Origin of the sequence: Streptomyces lothianensis (assembly GCF_047779955.1) — a bacterium.
In the GTDB taxonomy this organism is placed as follows: domain Bacteria; phylum Actinomycetota; class Actinomycetes; order Streptomycetales; family Streptomycetaceae; genus Streptomyces.
In genome coordinates this window covers 69,812-86,724 of the sequence record NZ_JBLMKT010000020.1, presented here as the reverse complement: position 1 = coordinate 86,724, position 16,913 = coordinate 69,812, and the positions used below count along the sequence as shown (strand labels likewise).

At 71.3% G+C, this 16,913-nt stretch carries 15 protein-coding genes; 10 read left to right on the top strand and 5 right to left on the bottom strand.

The features are described 5' to 3' along the window. Window positions 1–107 precede the first annotated feature (107 nt). A complete protein-coding gene (locus tag ACLF6P_RS04535; protein WP_415948249.1) occupies window positions 108–923 on the bottom strand; it encodes an NAD(P)H-binding protein in 816 nt (271 codons plus the stop codon). A gap of 47 nt (window positions 924–970) precedes the next feature. On the opposite strand from ACLF6P_RS04535, the gene ACLF6P_RS04530 reads away from it, so the two are divergent. The 4 genes from ACLF6P_RS04530 to ACLF6P_RS04515 all read left to right on the top strand — a co-directional run bounded on the left by ACLF6P_RS04530 (window position 971) and on the right by ACLF6P_RS04515 (window position 5,506). Then, a complete protein-coding gene (locus tag ACLF6P_RS04530) occupies window positions 971–1,390 on the top strand; it encodes a winged helix-turn-helix transcriptional regulator (RefSeq protein WP_415948247.1) in 420 nt (139 codons plus the stop codon). After that, on the top strand, window positions 1,387–2,571 hold the full coding sequence (locus ACLF6P_RS04525) for a DUF2786 domain-containing protein (RefSeq protein ID WP_415948246.1): 1,185 nt from the start codon (window positions 1,387–1,389) through the stop codon (window positions 2,569–2,571). The genes ACLF6P_RS04530 and ACLF6P_RS04525 overlap by 4 nt, the downstream gene beginning before the upstream one ends. A gap of 156 nt (window positions 2,572–2,727) precedes the next feature. Next, window positions 2,728–5,085, top strand: coding sequence for an FUSC family protein (locus ACLF6P_RS04520; protein ID WP_415948244.1), 2,358 nt, complete (start codon window positions 2,728–2,730; stop codon window positions 5,083–5,085). 199 nt (window positions 5,086–5,284) lie between these two features. Continuing rightward, complete coding sequence (locus ACLF6P_RS04515) at window positions 5,285–5,506, top strand: DUF397 domain-containing protein (RefSeq protein ID WP_415948243.1); 222 nt, start codon at window positions 5,285–5,287, stop codon at window positions 5,504–5,506. Between the two features lie 136 nt (window positions 5,507–5,642). On the opposite strand, the gene ACLF6P_RS04510 is transcribed toward ACLF6P_RS04515, so the two are convergent. Next, on the bottom strand, window positions 5,643–6,197 hold the full coding sequence (locus ACLF6P_RS04510) for an ATP-binding protein (protein WP_415948242.1): 555 nt from the start codon (window positions 6,195–6,197) through the stop codon (window positions 5,643–5,645). Between the two features lie 286 nt (window positions 6,198–6,483). Between ACLF6P_RS04510 and ACLF6P_RS04505 the strand changes: the two genes are divergently transcribed. From ACLF6P_RS04505 to ACLF6P_RS04485, 5 genes are all read left to right on the top strand, one after another. Next, window positions 6,484–7,347, top strand: a complete 864-nt coding sequence (locus tag ACLF6P_RS04505) for a helix-turn-helix domain-containing protein (protein ID WP_415948240.1) — start codon at window positions 6,484–6,486, stop codon at window positions 7,345–7,347. 93 nt (window positions 7,348–7,440) lie between these two features. Further along, the gene (locus tag ACLF6P_RS04500) at window positions 7,441–8,898 is read left to right on the top strand and encodes an aldehyde dehydrogenase family protein (protein WP_415948239.1); all 1,458 of its coding nucleotides are present in this window, start codon (window positions 7,441–7,443) and stop codon (window positions 8,896–8,898) included. Window positions 8,899–9,001: 103 nt separating this feature from the next. Continuing rightward, on the top strand, window positions 9,002–9,550 hold the full coding sequence (locus tag ACLF6P_RS04495) for a DinB family protein (RefSeq protein WP_415948237.1): 549 nt from the start codon (window positions 9,002–9,004) through the stop codon (window positions 9,548–9,550). A gap of 66 nt (window positions 9,551–9,616) precedes the next feature. After that, window positions 9,617–10,267, top strand: coding sequence for a PadR family transcriptional regulator (locus ACLF6P_RS04490; RefSeq protein ID WP_415948236.1), 651 nt, complete (start codon window positions 9,617–9,619; stop codon window positions 10,265–10,267). Between the two features lie 292 nt (window positions 10,268–10,559). Then, on the top strand, window positions 10,560–11,435 hold the full coding sequence (locus ACLF6P_RS04485) for an SGNH/GDSL hydrolase family protein (protein WP_415948273.1): 876 nt from the start codon (window positions 10,560–10,562) through the stop codon (window positions 11,433–11,435). Between the two features lie 73 nt (window positions 11,436–11,508). Here ACLF6P_RS04485 and ACLF6P_RS04480 read toward each other — a convergent pair whose 3' ends face one another. Then, window positions 11,509–12,963, bottom strand: coding sequence for a glutamate decarboxylase (locus tag ACLF6P_RS04480; protein ID WP_415948234.1), 1,455 nt, complete (start codon window positions 12,961–12,963; stop codon window positions 11,509–11,511). Between the two features lie 219 nt (window positions 12,964–13,182). Here ACLF6P_RS04480 and ACLF6P_RS04475 point away from each other — a divergent pair, with 219 nt between their 5' ends. Further along, window positions 13,183–13,941, top strand: a complete 759-nt coding sequence (locus ACLF6P_RS04475) for a MerR family transcriptional regulator (protein ID WP_415948233.1) — start codon at window positions 13,183–13,185, stop codon at window positions 13,939–13,941. A 98-nt stretch (window positions 13,942–14,039) separates the two neighbouring features. Here the strand turns inward: ACLF6P_RS04475 and ACLF6P_RS04470 are convergent, their stop codons facing one another. Together ACLF6P_RS04470 and ACLF6P_RS04465 are read right to left on the bottom strand one after the other, a co-directional pair. After that, window positions 14,040–15,005: a DUF368 domain-containing protein gene (locus ACLF6P_RS04470; RefSeq protein ID WP_415948232.1), complete on the bottom strand. Its 966-nt coding sequence runs from the start codon at window positions 15,003–15,005 to the stop codon at window positions 14,040–14,042. Window positions 15,006–15,215: 210 nt separating this feature from the next. Beyond that, window positions 15,216–16,850: a threonine/serine exporter family protein gene (locus ACLF6P_RS04465; protein ID WP_415948230.1), complete on the bottom strand. Its 1,635-nt coding sequence runs from the start codon at window positions 16,848–16,850 to the stop codon at window positions 15,216–15,218. Between the last annotated feature and the right edge of the window lie 63 nt (window positions 16,851–16,913).

Here is a 16,913-nt window from a genome sequence, read left to right as displayed (position 1 = left end):
ATCCCGTGGGATCCCGCCCGGTGACGGTCGCATCGACGTCCACGAAGCCCGCCGCAGCCGGTAAATGACGGTCACCCCCGTCACCCCCGTCACCCCCGTCACCCCCGTCACCCCCGTACCGCCTCCGCGTACACCTCGAGCGCCGCCCGCGGCTCCCGCCCGAGCAGCCGCCGCAGATCCCCGCTGCGTACGCCGCCACCGTCCAGGAAGCCGCCCCGGATCGCCGAGTACGTGCTGAGCAGCATCGGCACCTGGAACGGCAGCGCCTGACCGGCCGCCGTGAGGGCCGCGCGCGTGGCCTCCAGCGTGTCCGGTTCGTACGAGCCGCCGACCGCGGCCGCAAGCTCGGCGCCCCCGAGCGGCACCTCGCCCACCAGCTCGTACGTGCGCCCGGCGTGCGCCGCCGGATCGAGCGCGACCCGTACCGCGGCCTCCGCGAGGTCCGCCCGCGCGACCGCCGCGAGCCGCCCCTCGCCGAGCGGCGCCGCGATCGTGCCGTCCGGGCCGGGCGTGGCGACGGCGGCGAGGAACTCGGCGTACAGGCCGTTGCGCAGCACCGTCCAGTCGAGCGAGGACTCGCGCAGGCGGCGTTCGGTCCAGCGGTGGGCCAGGGCGTACGTGAGGTGGTCGCCGTCGCCGCTGAGGCTGGTGTAGACGAGGTGCCGTACGCCGGCCTTCTCCGCGGCGGTGATCACCGCCTCGTGCCGCGCGGTCACCACATCGTCCTCGGCGGCGCCCGCCGAGATCATCAACAGGGTGTGGACGCAGGAGAGGTCGAGCGAGGAGGGGTCGTCGAAGTCGATGCGCCGCTGTCCGGTGCCCGGGCTGCGGCTGCCGACGACGACGTCGGTGCGGTCCGTGAGCAGCGGGGAGGAGGTGATGAGACGGCCGAGAGCGCCGGTGGCGCCGGTGATGAGAAGCATGGACTTATCGTTGCGAGGGCCGCCCGGGTTCGTAAGGAGGCACTTTCATGTCCCCAGGGCACATTGATGTAACCCACCAGGTCACCGAGGCGGGGGACCCGGTGATCAACTGCGGGACGCCGCAGGACGAGTGCGGGGTGCGTGATGTCCTCGACCGCCTCGGCGACAAGTGGTCGGTCCACGTCCTGGTCGAACTGACCACGGGCACCCTCCGCTTCAAGGAGCTCCAGCGCCGCATCCACGGCGATGTCTCGCAGCGCATGCTCACCCTGACGCTGCGCCGCCTGGAGCGTGACGGGCTCGTGCGGCGCACGGTGTATCCGACGGTTCCGCCGCAGGTCGAGTACGAACTGACCGCGATGGGCCGCAGTATGAGCCACCTCCTCAAGTCCCTTGCCGACTGGTCGATCGCCCACCGTCCGGCCATCGCGGACGCCCGCCGCGCCTACGACGAGAGCCACCCGTGAACGATTCCGCCTCCGGCCCGCCCCGGTCCTCCGTGCACGACGACCCCGTCACCCGCGCCTACGAGATCGCCCTCTACGCGAGCGACGACGCCTCGCTCGACGCGGGCGCCGCCGTGCTCGCCGCGGATCTCGCGCACATACGGGAGGCGCGGGCGCGCGGCGCGGAGTTCGTCACCCGGGTCTGGCGGCGCGGATGGCAGCCCGCCGACGTCGTACGGATGGTGCGCCGTGAGCTGTCCGAGGAGCATGCGCGGCTCGCGGCCGGGCTGATCCTCGACGAGCTACGGGGATACGGGGACGAGGGCAGGGGCGGTCTTCCCGCCGGCTGGGACGGGCAGCTCGCCGGGCTGCCGCCGCGGGGCGAGCCGGCGGACCGCTTCCTGTACGCCACCTGCCTCCTCGAACTGTTCCGGCTGCTGTTCGGCCTCCCGGCCCTCGAACCCGTCGGACCGGCGCCGGGCGCCTGGGTACGGCAGCCGTCCGTGGGCGCCGCCCATGAGCCGCGCATGCTGGGCCGGATCCGCGCGCTGCTCGCCAAGGCCGAGGCGACCGGTTTCCCCGAGGAGGCGGAGGCGCTCACCGCCAAGGCACAGGAGCTGATGGCGCGGCACAGTATCGACGAGGCGCTGCTCGCGCACCGCGAGTATCCGGCCGAGACACCCCTCGCCCGCCGGATCGGGGTCGATGCCCCGTACGAGACGGCGAAGGCGATCCTGCTCGACGCCGTGGCGACCGCGAACCACTGCCGGGCGGTGTGGAACGAGCCCTTCGGTTTCTCGACGGTGCTCGGCTTCGCGCCGGACCTGGAACTGGTCGAGGTCCTGTACACCTCGCTCCTCGTGCAGGGCACGGCGGCGATGACCAAGGCGGAGGCGGCGCAGCGCTCGGGCGGCCGACGCCGAACGAAGACGTTCCGGCAGTCGTTCCTGATGGCCTACGCCCACCGGGTCGGCGAACGCCTCGCCTCGGCCTCCGGCCAGGTCGCGGCCGAGGAACCGACGTCGCTGCCGGTGCTCGCGGCGCGGGATGTGGCGGTCGCGGGCGCGGCGGACGCGATGTTCCCCGAGACGCGCAGAACGCGGGTACGGGGTGTGGATGACGTGGCGGGGTGGGAGCACGGGCTCAGCGCGGCGGACCGGGCCATGTCGGCCCGTCCGGCGCTGGAGGACGAGCGACCTTAGGGGGGACTGGGGGGCGCGGGGCGCGCGGGGCGCGAGGGGGAGGCACGGGGCGAAGCCCACCTCACCCCACCTCACGCACGCACCGCCCGCTATGCCGGATACGTCCCACCTCTCCGTGTCCTGAGAAACATCCGCCCCCTCCGTATCCTGAGAAACGTGAGCTGGCTCAGAGCGCTGAAGGAGACCACCCGCTCGGGCCTCAAGGTCGAGCGCAACCGGCTCGAACCGCTCCTCGCCCTCCGTGCCACCGTCGGCCTCGCCCTGGTCGTGACCGGCACGCTCGCGTTCGCCGGCCCCGAGGCCGCCGTCAGCTCGGCGTTCGGTGCCTTCCAGGCCGCGATCGCCACGTTCCAGCGCAGCTGGCGCCCGCGGCCCGTGCTCGCGCTCGCCTCGGGGACGACCCTCGCCGTCACCACCTTCCTCGGTTACGTCGCGGGCGCCCATCTGCCGCTCTTCCTGGGGCTGCTCGCGCTGTGGACCTTCGTCACGGGCCTGAGCTGGGCGCTCGGGCCGACGGTCGGGGTGATCGCCTCGTCGAACGTGGCCATGGTCCTCGTCACCGTGACACTCCCGGCCACCGTCGCCGAGGCCGCCGGGCACGCGGCCGTGATCTTCCTCGGCGGGCTCGTGCAGGCCGCCCTGATCGTCCTCTTCCCGATCCGCCGCTGGGGCCCGCAGCGCGATGCCCTCGCGGACGCGCTGGCCGCCGAGGCGGACTACGCCCGCCGGCTGCGCCACGATCCGACCGCGCCCTTCGACCCCGCGCCCCTGATGACGGCCCGCGAGGCGGCCGTGGTCACCGCGCGCCAGGCCCGTACCCGCCCCTCCGAGCTGCACGGCGCCCGCGGGCTCGCGGAACGTATCCGCCCGGTGCTCGCCTCCCTCGCCGACCCCGCCGTCGGCGCGGCGGCCGAGGGGCCGCAGCGCGACCGGGTGCGTGAGCTCCTCGCCGCGGCGGGCGAGGTCCTGGACGCCGCGGCCCGCGCGATCCGGCACGGCGAACCCGTCGCCCTGCCCCCGGGCGCGCTGGCCGCCCTGCGCACCCCGGACACCGCCGCGATCCTCGTGGGCCCGCCGCGCCGCGCGGCCCGCCGGCTCTCCGCCCTCCTCGGCGACGTGGTCGAGACGGCCACCCCGGACACGGCGGCGGCCCCGCCGCGCACGATCGTGCACCGGCTCGCGCTGTGGCTCCGCCGCAACCCCCTGACCCCGGCGACCACGTCCCCCGCCGAGGCCGCCACCCAGCCCGTCCCATCCGCCCTGGCCGAGGCCGGAACCCAGCCCGTCGCCACCGCCCCAGCCACCCCCGGCGTCCAGGGCGGCGGCAAGGGCGGTGGCCTCCAGTCCGACACCCGCCCCATCCCCCTCCTGCGCCCCAGCGTCCCCGCCCTCGGCCCCCAGGCGGCGCGGAAGATCAACAAGGAGCTGCGGCAGAGCAGTTCCCCGTATCTCAGGCACGCGGTCCGGGTCACCGCCGTGGTCGTCGCCGGGTATGTGCTCGGGCACTTCCTGCCGTTCGGGCACGGCTACTGGGCGCCGCTCGCCTCCGTGATGGTGATGCGCCCGGACTTCTCGCAGACCTACGGCCGCGCGGTCGCCCGCTTCGGCGGCACGGTCCTCGGTGTCGCCGCGGCCTCGGGCGTCGCCCTGCTCACGGACCCCGGCAGCTGGCTGTCGATGATGCTCGCGATCGTCTGCGCGGGCCTGATGTACCTGTTCCTGCGCACCGGTTACGTCGTCACGCAGGTCGCGATCGCCGCGTACATCGTCTTTCTGCTCGGCACGATCGGCGCCGATGTGAACCAGACCGTGTACGAGCGGATCCTGCTCACCCTGCTCGGCGGGCTGCTGGCGATGCTCTCGTACGCGGTGTACCCGGCGTGGGAGACCCCGCGGCTGCGGACCCGGCTCGCCGACTGGATCGTGGCGGACGGCCGGTACGCGGCCGCGGTGGTCGCCCACTACGCCGAACCGGCCGGTCCGGCCTGCCCGGACGTCCGCAAGGCGCTCCTCGACGCCCGCGCCGCGCGGATCGCCTGGCGCGAGGCGCAGGCCCGCGCCGCCGACGAGCCGGTGCGCCACCGCGGGCTCTCGCGCGCCGCGGCCGAGGGCGCGGGCGAGGCGCTGGCCCAGCTCGCCCGGATCGGCATGCTCATGGAGGCCCACCTGCCCGAGCGCGGCGCGCCCGCGGTGCCCGCCGCGGCCGCGCTCGCCGAGGCGCTGCGGGAGGCGACGGAGCAGGGTGCGAAGGCGGTACGGGAGCGGAAGGTGCCGGACTGGGGGCCCGTACGCGCGTGCCTGGAGGACTGGGACGGGGCGGGCGGGGAAGCCGCGGACGCCGGGGGAGTCGGGGAAGCCCTGCAAGCCGGGCAAGACCTGCAAGCCGGGGTGGCTGGGGTGGCCGGGGACGTCAGGGAAGCGCCGCCCGAGCATGCGGTGCTGGACGGGGCGCACATGATGCTCGGAGCTCTCGACGAAGTCTCCGATGCACTTGAACCCACACTGCCGCGCTGACGTCTTCTCTGTGAGGGGGAGCGCTCCCGGGGCTGTAACCAGGCGCGCACCCCACGTGCACGTGCATCTGCCCATGCATGCGCCCATGCATCTGCAGGTGAACACGGCTATGATCCGGGGCAGTTGACCGCACGCATCACGCACGCATCATCAGTCACAGCGCCAACGGGAGCGAGTTGTGGATCACGCGTACAACGGTATGGCGGCCACAGAGCTCGACGGGGTGGTCTGGCAGAAGAGCAGGCACAGCAATTCGCAAGGTGCCTGTGTGGAGTTCGCCAGACTGTCCGGTGGGCGGGTGGCCGTACGCAACTCGAACTTCCCCGAGGGGCCCGCGCTGGTCTACACGCGCGCGGAGATCGAGGCGATGCTGCTCGGGGTGAAGGACGGGGAGTTCGACCACCTGATAGCCGGGGTCTGACCGGCCGGAGCCCGGCGCGGACGGCGACCGCGTCGGTTTTGGCCGCCGGGTCGGCCGCCGACGCGAAAGGCCGGTCCGCCCCTGTGGCGTACCGGCCCCTGCTCACGTCGTCCCCAGGACTGTCCGCCCCTCCCGCTCAGCTCTCCCCGCCGAGCTGGAACAGCGCCCAGACCACTTTCCCGCCCAGCGTCCCGGCCAGCGGATGCCAGCCCCAGCTGTCGGCGAAGGACTCGACGAGGAAGAGCCCGCGGCCGGATTCGGCCGAGAAGTCCTCGAAGGCCTCGGTCTCGCGCGAGACGGGACTGGTGTGGCTGGGGTCGCGCACCGCGCAGACCAGCCGCGATCTCCAGCACATCAGGTGCAGCCGCACCGGCGCGTTGCTCTCACGGACGGTGTCCGCGGGGTCGGCAGGTGCGGCCCGCAGGGCCTCGTCGCAAGGGCGGTGGTGGGAGAGGGGCAGGCCGTGCCGCAGGGCGTTGGTGACGAGTTCGGAGACCACGAGCGCGACATCGTCGAAACGCTCGTCGAGCTGCCACTCGGTCAGCGTGCTGCGGGTGAACTGCCGTGCCGCGCGCACTGCTTCGTAGCGGGCGGTCAAGGCGCAGGAGGCCGCATTCGACACCGAAGAGGGGTCGATGGGGGGAAGCCCCTGCCGTAACGGCTCGAGCATGGTCGATCCATTCGTCCCCATGCGAGGCACTCCCGGTTCCGCGGCCGTAGCGATGTTGCGGTGGTGCGCGGGCCCATCGTTTCTGATGCGTACGGCGGATGCAAGGGCAGATGCACGTGCACGTGCCGGAGTTGGACGCTCCCGTACCGGTTGCTGCTTATATCTTCCCGCCCTCTTCCGGCTGATTCTTTTGCGACCGTTCCGCGGGCGGCTTGTTTCTGTAACCGAATGTGTACGCGCAGGAGCGTTTAATGGCAGACTTCGCCACCTGTAGGGGCCCGGAGCGGGCCGGGGAGGGTTGAAGGCAGTGACGGCTGGGGAGTCGAGTGGCTCGGTGGTGCGGCGGATCCTTCTGGGATCGCAGCTGCGGCGCCTGAGGGAGTCGCGTGGGATCACCCGTGAGCAGGCCGGCTACTCGATCCGTGCTTCCGAATCGAAGATCAGCCGCATGGAGTTGGGACGGGTGAGCTTCAAGGCGAGGGACGTGGAGGATCTGCTCACGCTGTACGGCGTGACCGCCGACACCGAGCGGGTCGCGCTGCTCGACCTGGCGCGCGAGGCAAACGTGGCCGGCTGGTGGCACAGCTACTCCGATGTGCTGCCCGGCTGGTTCCAGACCTACGTCGGTCTTGAGGGCGCGGCTTCGCTGATCCGCGCGTACGAGGCGCAGTTCGTGAACGGGCTGCTGCAGACGGAGGCTTACGCGCACGCGGTCGTCACCCGTAATGCGGACGACATCGGCCATGCCGAGATCGAACGCCGTGTGGCCCTGCGCCTGGAACGCCAGAAGTTGCTCGTCGACGAGCGCGGCCCGCAGCTGCACTGCGTCCTCGACGAGGCGGCCCTGCGTCGCCCGTATGGTGACCGATCGGTCATGAGGGGGCAGTTGGAGCATCTCATCGAGATGTCGCAGCGGCCGAATATCACCCTTCAGGTGATGCCGTTCAGCTTCGGCGGTCACTCCGGGGAGTCGGGCACTTTCACTCTGCTGAGCTTCCCCGAATCGGACCTTTCCGACGTGGTCTACCTGGAACAGCTGACCAGCGCGCTGTACCTCGACAAGGGCGAGGAGGTCGCGCAGTACGCGCGGTCCATGGAGCGGCTGCAGAAGGACAGTCCGAATCCGGACCAGACCCGCGATCTGCTCCGTGGTCTGCTCCAACTGTCTTGAAACACAAGTACGATGACGGCCTGTCAAGGTCTGTCGAACGTGCTCGGCAAGGAGCATGGCAACGGGGATCGCGGTAACGCGCTAAGGGGTCGTATGTCCTTCTTCACCGACCTGGGCCGTCAGTACATCGACGGCGAGTGGCGTACGGGCAACGGCTCGTGGGACATCATCGACTTCAATCCCTACAACGGGGAGAAGCTCGCCGCCGTCACCGTCGCCTCCCGCTTCGAGGTCGACGAGGCCTATCGCGCCGCCGAGCGCGTCCAGAAGGAGTGGGCCGAGACCTCCCCGTACGCGCGGCGGGCCGTGATCGAGCGAGCGCTCGCGGTGACCGAGGAGCTCGAGGACGAGATCGTCGAGGCGATCATCGACGAGCTCGGCGGCACCCGGCTCAAGGCGCGCTACGAAGTGCACATGGCCAAGGAGTTCCTGCGCGAGGCGATCCACCTCGCGATGATCCCCGAGGGCCGCATCATCGCCTCGTCGGTGGCCGGCAAGGAGAACCGCCTCCACCGCATACCCGTCGGCGTGGTCGGCGTGATCAGCCCGTTCAACTTCCCCTTCCTCGTCACCCTCAAGTCCGTCGCTCCGGCGCTCGCGCTCGGCAACGGCGTCGTCATCAAGCCGAACCAGAACACCCCGGTGGTCGGCGGCGGCCTGATCGCGAAGATCTTCGAGGACGCGGGGCTGCCGCCCGGCCTGCTCAACGTCCTGGTCACCGACATCGCCGAGATCGGCGACGCGCTGATCGAGCACCCCGTGCCCAAAGTGATCTCCTTCGCGGGCTCCGACCGGGTCGGCCGTCATGTCGGTGCCGTCACCGCCGCCCACTTCAAGAAGGCGATCCTCGAACTCAGCGGCAACAGCGCCCTGGTGGTCCTCGACGACGCCGATGTGGACTACGCGGTGGACGCGGCCGTCTTCAGCCGCTTCGTCTACCAGGGTCAGGTCTGCATGGCCGCCAACCGCATCCTGGTGGACCGCTCGCTGTGGGAGGTCTTCACCGAGAAGTTCCTCGCCCGTGTACGCGCGCTGAGGACCGGTGATCCGCGCGAGCCGGAGACCCAGATCGGCCCGGTGATCAACGAGTTCCAGGCCGATGCGCTCGCCGCCCTGGTCAAGGAGGCGCTCGACGAGGGTGCCACCGCGCTGATCCAGGGGCGCACCATCGGCAACCTCGTCGAGCCGACCGTCCTGACCGGCCTGCCCGCCGACTCGCCGATCCTGCGCCAGGAGATCTTTGGCCCGGTGGCCCTCCTGGTCCCGTTCGACGACGAGGAGCACGCCGTACGGATCGCCAACGACACCCCGTACGGACTGAGCGGCGCCGTGCACACGGGCGATGTCGAGCGCGGGGTGCGCTTCGCCAAGCGCATCGAGACCGGCATGATGCACGTCAACGACGGCACGGTCCACGACGAGCCCTTCGTCGCCTTCGGCGGCGAGAAGCACTCGGGGCTCGGCCGCCTGAACGGCGATGCGACGGTCGAGGCGTTCACGACCCAGAAGTGGATCTCGGTGCAGCACGGCCGGAGCGAGTTCCCGCTGTAGAACGTCACCCTTCGGGCTCGTGTTGAGGACCGTGCCTGTCCGCAAGCCTTCGTAACGTGGTTTCCGTCAGCAGGAGACAGCGGTTGGGGAAGGCGGACGGACCATGGTGACCCACGTATCTGCGGAGGCGCACGGCGACGAGCGCGGAGCGCTGCTCGCGTTCATCGAGGAGGCCCGCGGCGGGATCCGCCGCTCGGTGCTCGGTCTGAGCGAGCAGCAGGCCGCGTCGAAGCCCAGCGTGAGCGAACTCTCCCTCGCCGGGCTCCTCAAGCATGTGGCCGAGGTCGAACAGGGCTGGATCGCGAAGGCGAAGGGCGAGCCGGAGCGCGTGCAGCGCGACGAGTCGAACTGGCACGAGTGCTTCGTACTCGTCGGTGACGAGACGGTCGCATCCCAGCTCGCGTACTGGAAGCAGGTCGCCGACGAGACGGAGGAGTTCTTCCGGTCGGCGCCGGATCTGGATGCGTCCTTCCCGCTGCCGGAGGCGCCCTGGTTCCCGAAGGAGAAGGTCTCGCTGCGCTGGGTGGCCCTGCACCTCATCCGCGAGATCAACCGGCACGCGGGACACGCCGACATCATCCGCGAGTCCCTCGACGGCAAGTCGGCCTGGGATCTGGTGGCACAGGAGCGCGGCGGGGGTGGCTGGGGCTGATTCCGAGCCGGGGGCTGACTGCGGCGGGGTAGCCTAGTCAAAGTTGATTAGGAAAGGATCCCCCTCATGTCCGGCCCGTCCGCGATCCGTCTGCTCGTCCTCGGCGCCGTCCGCATGCACGGCCGCGCCCACGGCTACCAGGTGCGCAACGACCTGGAGTACTGGGGCGCCAACGAGTGGTCCAATGCCAAGCCCGGCTCGATCTACCACGCGCTCAAGCAGATGGCGAAGCAAGGGCTGCTCCTCGCCCACGAGGTCGCGCCCTCCACGGCCGGCGGCCCGCCGCGTACCGAGTACGAGGTCACCGGGAAGGGTGCCGAGGAGTACTTCGCGCTGCTCAAGGAGTCCCTGGTCGCCTTCGACCAGAAGATGGACGTGCTCTCCTCGGCGATCGGCTTCATCGTCGACCTGCCCCGCGAGGAGGCGGTCGCCCTTCTCAAGCGGCGGGTCGAGGCGATCGAGCAGTGGCGGGCCGGCGTCACGGAGCACTACATCCCCGAGGGCGGGCCCGAACAGCTCGGTCATATCGGCGAGATCATGCACCTGTGGGTGCACTCCGCGGACGCGGGGGCCGAGTGGACGCGGGGCCTGATCGAAAGGATCGAGGCCGGCGCCTACACCTTCGCGGGCGAGGGCGAGCCGTTCGTGGCGGTCCTCGCCGAGGACGAGGAGAACCCGTACGCGACGGGCGAGCCGCATCCCGGGGACCGTCATTAGATTCGTCAGATCGCTGTCGATGCCCTTCGGCAAGCGGTCGTGTGGGGGGAGTTCGTGTCACATCCATTGACACGGATGCCTGCCGCCCCGACGCTACCGACCGGTCGGTACCTCTGGGTGCAAGCGGATGGGGAGGCAGTCCATGGCGGAGCAGGCTCGGGTGCGGATGCAGGGCCGGACACAGGAACAGCCGCAGGCGCAGGATCACCCGCAGACACAGAAACACCCGCAGGCGCAGCAAGGCGCACTGCGGCGCACGGCCGTACGAGGGGGAAGAACCCGGCGTGCGGCGATGGGCGCGCTTGCGGCGGCCGGCGCCGCCGCGCTGCTCGTCGCGGGGACGGCGGCGCCCGCCGAGGCGGGGCAGCGGCACCGGGGCGAGCGCTATGTCGCCCTCGGCGACTCGTACACCTCCGGGCCCGGCATCCCGGACCAGGTGGATCTCAACTGCGCCCGTTCCAGCCGTAATTACCCCTCCGTGGCGGCGCGTGAGCTGAACGTCGCGCGCTTCCGGGACGCCAGCTGCGGCGGCGCGACCACCGAACACATGTGGCAGCAGCAGGGCACCAATCCGCCGCAGCTCGACGCCCTCGACCGGAAGACGACGATCGTCACGCTCGGCATCGGCGGCAACGACATCGGCTTCGGCGAGATCGTCGGCACCTGCACGATGCTCAGCTTCAGCGATCCGGCGGGCAACCCCTGCGAGAAGCACTACACGGCAGGCGGCACCGATGAGCTGGCCCGGCGGATCGCGGACACCGCCGCCAAGGTCGACAAGGTCATCGAGGCGATCCACGACCGGGCGCCCAGGGCCCGGGTGTACGTGGTCGGCTACCCGGTGATCGTCGCCGACAGCGGCAAGGGCTGCTGGCCGCGGGTGGCGATGGCACAGGGGGACGTTCCGTATCTGCGGGACACCGGCAGGCGGCTCAACGCGATGCTGCGCGCGACGGCGCGCGAGAACCGCGCGCGCTATGTGGACACGTACACCCCGACGATCGGCCACGACATCTGCCGGCCGCCGTGGGACCGCTGGGTGGAGCCACTCGTCCCGACCAGCCCGGCCGCGCCCTTCCACCCCAATGCGAAGGGCGAGGCGGCGATGGCCGAGGCCGTCGTCGAGCAGGTGCGGCGCCGCGGGCACCGGTACGGGCACGGGAACTGAGGCGTCGGCCGGGCCCCGGGACCGCATCGAGGCAGCGAGCCCTGGGCGCTCAGGGCTCGCTGCCTCGGGCCGCTCAGTGGTGGAAGGCCGTAGCCTTCGCCGTGTCCCCGACCGACGGCCCGGCCTGGCCCCGCAGTTCGGGCAGCAGCCGCCTCAGATCCTCGATGAACATCTCGGCCAGGTCCGCCGAGAACCCGTTGCGGCACACCACCCGCAGCACCGACAGGTCCTCCCGTTTCGCGGGGAAGGTGTACGCGGGCACCAGCCACCCCCGTTCCCGCAGCCGCCGCGATACGTCGAAGACGTCGTAGGCCGTCACATCGGGCGCGGTCGTGAAGGCGAACACCGGCAGCTGGTCGCCCCGGGTGAGGAGGCGGAAGTCGCCCATGGCCTCGATCCGTTCGGCGAGGGCACGGGCCACGTCCCGGGAGGCCTGCTGTACGGCCCGGTATCCCTCGCGCCCCAGCCGCAGGAACGTGTAGTACTGGGCGACGACCTGGGCGCCCGGCCGCGAGAAGTTGAGCGCGAAGGTCGGCATGTCGCCGCCGAGGTAGTTGACCCGGAAGACCAGCTCCTCGGGCAGCGCCTCGGCCGAGCGCCACAGCGCCCAGCCGACACCCGGGTAGACCAGCCCGTACTTGTGCCCGGAGGTGTTGATCGAGGCGACCCGCGGCAGCCGGAAGTCCCAGACCAGGTCCTCGTCGAGGAACGGCGCGATCATCGCCCCCGAGGCGCCGTCCACGTGTACGGGGATGTCGAGCCCGGTCCGCTCCTGCAGCGCGTCCAGCGCACCGCAGATCTCCGCGACCGGTTCGTACGAGCCGTCGAAGGTGGAGCCGAGCACGGCCACCACCCCGATGGTGTTCTCGTCGCACAGCTCCACCGCCGAGGCCGCGTCCAGATGGAAACGCTCGCCCTCCATCGGCACGAGCCGCGCCTCCACCTCCCAGAAGTTGCAGAACTTCTCCCAGCACACCTGTACGTTCGCGCCCATCACCAGATTGGGCCGCGCCTCGCGCGAGGGGTACCGGTCGGCGTTCCGCTCGGCCCAGCGCCGCTTCAGCGCCATCGCGGCCAGCATGCAGGCCTCACTGGACCCGGTGGTCGAGCAGCCGACGGCGGTCGTCGGATCCGGCGCGTGCCACAGATCGGCGAGCATCGCCACACAGCGCCGCTCCAGTTCGGCGGTCCGCGGATACTCGTCCTTGTCGATCATGTTCTTGTCCCGGCACTCCGCCATCAGGACCCCGGCCTGCGGCTCCATCCAGGTGGTGACGAAGGTCGCCAGGTTCAGGCGCGCGTTGCCGTCGAGCATCAGCTCGTCATGGACCAGTTGGTACGCCGTCGACGGCGGCAGCGGACCGGCGGGCATGTGGTGCCGGGGCGGAGCCTCGGTCATCCCGCCCGCAGGGTTCGCCTCGCCGAGGAAGGGGTTCACGGCGAGCCTGCGCAGCCGACTCTCGCTCGCGCTCCTGGTCTCGCTCCCGCCGTCGGCATGGTGCGGGTCAGCGCCTCGGTGCAGGGACATGCTCGACTCCTCGCGTGGACCTGCTCGCCACACTAATCGGGCATACGGGATGTATCAGCCCGAGAATCGGGGCTTGCACCTCACGCGGCGTGAGGCCTCAGGGTGAAGACGTGCCCGGGAGACCGGACAGCACAGGCCGGGAAACCGGACAGCAGACACGACTTGCGAGAGACACGGCTTGCGAGCCGTCACGAACGGCCACAGAAGGGATCGGCGGTCATGAGCCACTCCGTCGGACACGTCGCCCGCCTCGCGGGCGTCACGGTGCGCACCCTGCACCACTACGACGAGATCGGCCTGCTCGCGCCGAGCGAGCGCAGCCACGCGGGCCACCGGCGCTACAGCGACGAGGACCTCGACCGGCTGCAGCAGATCCTCTTCTACCGCGAGCTGGGCTTCCCGCTCGACGAGGTCAAGCTGCTGCTCGACGACCCCGGCGTGGACCCGCAGGAACACCTGCGGCGCCAGCACGCGCTGCTCTCCGGCCGGATCGAGCAGCTCCGGAAGATGGCCACGGCCGTCGAACACGCCATGGAGGCGAAGAAGATGGGCATCAACCTCACGCCCGAGGAGAAGTTCGAGGTCTTCGGGGAGCACGACCCGGAGCAGTACGCGGACGAGGTGCGCGAGCGCTGGGGCGACACCGACGCGTACCGCGAATCACAGCGCAAGGCCGCCTCGTACACCAAGGAGGACTGGCAGCGGATCAACGACGAGATGAACGCCATCCACCACAAGATGGCCGAGCTGCTCGCCGAGGGCGTCGCCGCCGACTCCGAGCGGGCGATGGACGGCGCCGAGGAGCACCGCCTGTTCATCACCGGCGCCCACTACGCGTGCTCGCACGAGATGCACACCTGCCTCGGTGAGATGTACGTCGCCGACGAGCGCTTCAAGGCCATGTACGACGGCATCCGGCCCGGTCTCGCCGAGTTCATGCGCGATGCGATCCTGGCGAACGGGGTGCGCAACAGCTGAGACACGAGCGTCACGCCGTACGCAGCTGAGCCGCGTGCGGGGCACCGGTACGGGTGCCCCGCACCCGTACCGCACGCCGGTCAGGCGCGTCCGCGGCTTCAGTCGCGCCCCGAGCCCGAAGGCACCCGCGCATGCCGCCCGCGCCTGGGGCCGGGGACGGGCTCCTCGGGCTTCCCGGCGTGCGCACGGCGCTCCACCACCAGGACGGCGACCACCACGGCGGCGCCGAGCGCCATCAGACCGAAGGTCAGCGGCACCGAACCGCTGGGGGCGAGCAGCCCGCGGTCGTCGTCCTGCCAGGGCCACAGCGCCCGCAGGGAACCCGCCATGAGGCCGGTCATCACGACCAGCGTCAGGTGGTGGTAGTTCTCCAGGAGCCACTTGAGCAGCTTCACGAAGAGCGCGAGGCCGCAGACACAGCCCAGACCGAAGGCGGCGAGGTAGCCGAGGTCGCGCTCGTTGACGGCGTCGATCGTCGGCTCGTACAGCCCCATGGTGAGCAGCAGGAACGAGCCGGAGACACCCGGCAGCACCAGCGCGCAGATGGCGATCGAACCCGCGAGGGCGACCACGACCGGGTTCGTCGGCATCTCGCCGGGCGGCAGCCCGGTCAGCACGAAGGCGCCCGCCGCGACCGCCAGGCAGAGCAGGTAGTTCGCGGGGCTCCAGCGCCGTCCCGAACCGGAGTACGGCACCCACAGCGAGGCGAGGACCAGGCCGAAGAACACGGCGTACGCGAACTGCGGGTGCTCCTCGACGACCGGCGCGATCAACTTCGCCGCGAGCACCAGGGCCGCGGCCATGCCCACCAGGAGCGGGAGCAGGACGCCCCAGTCGACGTGGCGCAGCTCGGCCCTGGCGCGCGCGGTGCCGCGGCCGCGCGGCAGGTCGCCCGCGGCCATCCGCAGGGCGCTGGTGACATGACCGGCGCCGCCGATCAGCTTCTCGTACACACCGGTGATCAGCGCGACCGTGCCGCCGCTGACGCCGGGCACGGCCTCCGCGGTGCCGATGAGCGCGCCACGGAAGGCGTTGAACACGCGGTGACCGGATGGCTTCGCCATGATCTCCTGTTTCGGCTTTCGGCTGTGGACCGTGGTTCGGATCCCGGCCGTGGAAGGGAGCAGGGCGACCATCGTATGCGGCGCGCCCGTACGCCTGCGGACGGGATCCGCCCGGCCCGCTCCGCAGCAGCCGCGCGGGTTCCGGTGGGCCGCCCGTACGCCCCGTCGGAACCCGCCCGTACGCCTCGTCGGAACCCGCCCGTACGGCGGTCAGAATCCGCGCGTACGCTTCGCCGCCCGCCGGGTTGCCGCGTCCGGCACCCGCAGCAGGAGCCGGGAGATCTCGCTGCCGAGGTTCACCCCGATCGCGATGGCCATCGCCGTGGCCACCGCCCGGGTGAGGGAGGCGAGCCCGTCGTTCAGATTCTCCTGCGAGATGTAGAGCAGACCGAAATACGTCGCCGAACCCGGCAGCAGCGGCCCGATCGCCGCCGTCACATACGGCAGCGCGGACGAGAACCGGTAGCGCGAGAACAGCTGGCCGAACAGGCCCACCACCCCGGCCGCGACCGCGGTGGACGCCACCGGCTCGATGTCGCCCGCGTAGCGCATCGCCCCGAAGATCGTCCAGGCCACACCGCCGTTGAGCATCACGACCAGCACCGAGGCCCGCTCCTGCTGAAGGAGCACCGCGAAGGCCAGACTCAGCGTGATCGACGCCACGATCTGTACGACCGGCCGCTCGGTGACCCGCAGCGTCGCGTCGGGATCGAGCTCCGCCCCCAGCTGGGCGCCCACGTACAGGACGGTCAGCACGCCGATCACGATGGCCACGAAGAAGTACATGACCTCCAGGAGGCGGGCCGCCGCGGTGATGTAGTAGCCGGTCAGGCCGTCCTGCACGCCCGCCACGAGCGCTCGCCCGGGCAGCAGCGCGAACAGGCCACCGGTGATCACCGCGGAGCCTCTGAGGTCCGAGTGGACCAGGGTGAGCGCCACACCGATCGCCGCCGGCGGCATCGCGGCCACCACGAACTGGTAGAACTCCGGCAGCCCGCGCCCCGCGGCCAGCCACGCCAGCCGGTCGCCGAGCATCGCACCGGCCATGGCCGCGAAGAACACCGCCGCACCACCGCCGACCAGCACGGAGGCGGAGCCCGCGAGCAGCCCGCTGGCGAAGGTGAGCACCCAGCCGGGATACGGGTGCCGGTTGCGCCTGATCTGCGCGAGCGAGCGGTAGGCCTCCTCGAGGGAGACGTCGATGTCCTCGGCGCTGATGTCGTCCACCAGCTGGTACACGGCCTGCAGCCGCGTGTAGTCGGTGCCGCGCCGCCGCACCGTACGCGAGGCGGTCACCGGGTCGTCCACCAGCGAGGGCTGGTACGAGATGGCGATCAGCGTGAACGTGACGTTCGGCTCGCAGCGGTCGAGCCCGTAACTGCGGCAGACCGCGAACATCGCGGCCTCCACGTCCTCGGCCCCCTCACCGCCGGCGAGCAGCAGCTCCCCGATACGCAGCGTGAGGTCGAGCACGCGCGGGACGGCGGGCCCCTCGTCCTCGTGCCGCTGTGTGGGCTCGGCCGCGGGCCGCTCCGCCGCCGGGGTGCGCAGCATGGTGCGCATCTGGTCCTGCCAGGGCGCGCCCTTGGTGAGCCGCACCGTGGGGGTGCCCTCGGGCGGCGTGAACACCGCGTGCTGGTACCTCTGCGGGGCCGTGAACGCCGAACTGTCCGCCTCCGGGGCGGGCGGGATCCGCAGGCCCTCGGGGATGGTGAACTCCGAGGTCGGCTCCTCGGCCTCCGGAGCGGGCGCCGGTTCGATGCCGCCGACCGGGGCGAAGGCACTGTGTGCCTCGTCGGACTGCGGTTTGCGGTCCTCGGCCTCCGGGTCGGTCACTTCCCTCATTCTCCATCCACGGCGCGTCCAGTACGCCCAGTATGCGTACGGACACGCGAACCGGCGCACCGG